This is a genomic window from Zhongshania sp., assembly GCF_041623545.1.
Taxonomy (GTDB): Bacteria; Pseudomonadota; Gammaproteobacteria; order Pseudomonadales; family Spongiibacteraceae; genus Spongiibacter.
The window spans coordinates 1-2,723 of sequence record NZ_JBFJWS010000377.1 but is presented as its reverse complement, the minus strand read 5'-3'; the positions used below and the strand labels follow the sequence as shown (position 1 = coordinate 2,723).

Below are 2,723 nucleotides of genomic sequence, written 5' to 3'. Positions count from 1 at the left end.
CGACAGTATTGGCGATATTTGTGATCCGGAAGATAATCGCGACAGTGATGGCGATGGCGTTGGCAATGAAGATGATCTCTGTGCAAATTCCGCTGCGCAGTCGACGGTAGACGCGCAAGGCTGCTCGGCAGCACAAACCAACGCTTCCTGTGGAGACAGTTTTGCGACGGTCGCGGCTAACCGGCACTACCAAGTGGTTCTGCCCTCAGCCAGTGGCGAAAATATTAGTTTTGAAGTATTCGAACCCGCCGTCTTGGACTGCGGTAAGCGTGCCTTAGGTGCCCACCCCTTGGTTTTGCATGGCCACGGTTTTGGCGGCTCACGAGTTAGCGATCCGGCGGCCAGTGATTACAGCGGCAATGCCCTAGATCTGCTCGTTGCAGCGGGATACCCAGTAATTAGTATCGATCAGCGTGGTTTTGGCGAAAGTAGCGGCACAGTGCGGGTAATGGATCCCGATGTGGAAGGTTTGGATTTATTGCAAATTCTGGACTGGGCAGAAGCCAATTTAGATTATCTGGCTTGGCGTGACGAGGCCAGCGGCGAGTTGGCGGCGCGGCCAGACCCTGCAGTGAGTGTTGCGGGTGGTGTCAATCTATTAAGCGGTGCGGTGGGTTCTAGCTACGGTGGTGGCTACCAGTTGCTGATTCATGGCGTTGATGAAAAACAGCGCATGGATGCCATGGTGCCGGACATCACTTGGCATTATTTGCCCTTCAGTTTAAATCCTGGTGATGTGGTGAAGTCGGGTTGGAGTTTGTTACTCGTTGGTGGCGGCGAAGCCGGCAGCTATCAGCCCGGCTTTGAAAATCAAGAGTCACCGCTGGCGCGGGGACTAGATCCCTTTGTAAAAGAAACCCTATTACGTGGTATCGCTACTAATGAATTTCCTCGCGATGCCTTAGATTGGTTTGCCTATCACAGCCCGCGGTATTGGTGTGATTTGAACGGTCAGGCGACCATGCCCTACAGTTTTGCGGCTAGCCCGCTAAACAATAATATCAGTAGTGAGTTTAATGAAGTGCCGGGCAGCAATAGCTACACCGGGCAGCCGGGGGTTGATATTCTGCTCACCCAAGGTATTCGCGATACCCTGTTTAATTTTAATGATGCGTGGTGGAATTTTCAGTGTTTAAGTGAGCGCGCGGCGGGTAGCGGTCACGAGGTTCGAATGCTAACTCATGAAAGCGGGCATATCATTCCGAATTTTGTCGGCGAAACCCCTGAGCCTATTTATTTTCAAGCCTTGGGTGGCAAGTTTGCTTGCGGCGAAAGAACTCAGCGCAGTGCCACAATTGATTGGTTTAATAACAAACTACGCGGCCAGGATGCAGCCGCTGATCTGAGTGGCGAGAATGAAATTTGTGTTTCATTGGCTGACGATGACGCTGTGAATATCCCGGTAAGCAAGTTTAAGGCGCGCCGCTCTGCCAATGATACGACCGCGATTTCGTTCAGCGAATTTAATGATTTGGCCCTTAGCAATGTGCCAAACGGCGTTGCCGCGCAGACCGCCCACATTCTCGCGCAAGATGTGAGTATTGCGCCGCTGCTAACAGTAAGCGATAGCAAGGGTTTAATTATTGCCGGTATTCCTCAGCTCGATATTACTGTGACTACCCCGCAAACGCTGAATGATGAAGCGTGTGCAGTGGGCGGTGTGCCAACGATTCGCAGCGGTTGCGACAGCATCCTGTTTGTCGGTATCGCGATTCGGAATGTCGGTGGCGAGTGGCGCTTGCTAGATGACCAGATTATGCCGGTGCGCGGGCTCGGTGATCACGCTGATATCGACTTGGTGGGTATTGCTGAGCGCTTGGCGTCGGGTGATGAATTGGGCTTGTGGGTCAGTGGCTATCACCCCCAGTATATTGAGTCATTTTCTCGAGACCTAACGATTCCAGTAGTCAATATTGCGGCGAATCTGCGATTGCCATTGTTTGCCTTAGACGCTGCAGGTCAGCCTAATTTTACTGCTGATGCAAGTTCGGCTATTACGGCGGTTGCGCCTTAGCACTTTGTTGAGCCAGTATCGCGCTGGCTCCCATTCCTCTTTGTTGTTGCTTAAGCGCAACTGAAAGTTAAGCGGTGTGCCTCGATAACAGTTTGTGTCGAGGCTGCTGTCCTCTCTATACTTGGCCCCTTTCTTTAATAAGGCTGCTAGGCCGTTTTTGGGGTGAGGGTAATTTGGATCTGTCGTCGATTGTTCCATGGGGTCGTTCATACGCAGAGTACTGTCGTATGTTTGCACTTAGCGAAAGCGATTTAGAGGGACATATTCTCGGCTGTGGCGACGGCCCGGCGAGTTTTAATGCCGAGCTAAGTCAAGGTGGCGGGCGAATTATGTCTGTTGATCCCATTTATCAATTTACCAAGGAAGAGATCAGTAATCGCATTCAGCGTGTATATCCGGGCATGATTGCTGAACTTGTGCGCCATGCCGACAACTATCTTTGGAGTAGTTTTAAAGATCCAGGTCATCTTGGTTCGGTTCGTATGTCGGCGATGAATCGCTTTTTGGATGATTATGACGGGGGGCTTGCTGCTGGTCGCTACGTTGAGGCTAGCCTCCCAGAGCTACCCTTTTTTGATAGTGAATTTGACCTCGGTCTGTGCTCTCATCTGCTGTTTTTATACAGTGAGCAAATTGATGCCGCCCAGCATATCGAGGCGCTAATCGAAATGTGTCGCGTCGCCAAAGAGGTTCGAGTCTACCCGCTACT

2 protein-coding genes are annotated in these 2,723 nt (G+C 51.5%); both read left to right on the top strand.

All coding sequences use genetic code 11. The features are described from left to right. The coding region (locus ABYT30_RS18130) for a CocE/NonD family hydrolase (RefSeq protein ID WP_373097903.1) at positions 1–2,014 on the top strand (2,014 nt) is incomplete at its 5' end. A 227-nt stretch (positions 2,015–2,241) separates the two neighbouring features. Next, positions 2,242–2,723 (top strand): SAM-dependent methyltransferase (locus ABYT30_RS18125; protein WP_373097901.1); only part of this gene is annotated, 482 nt, incomplete at its 3' end.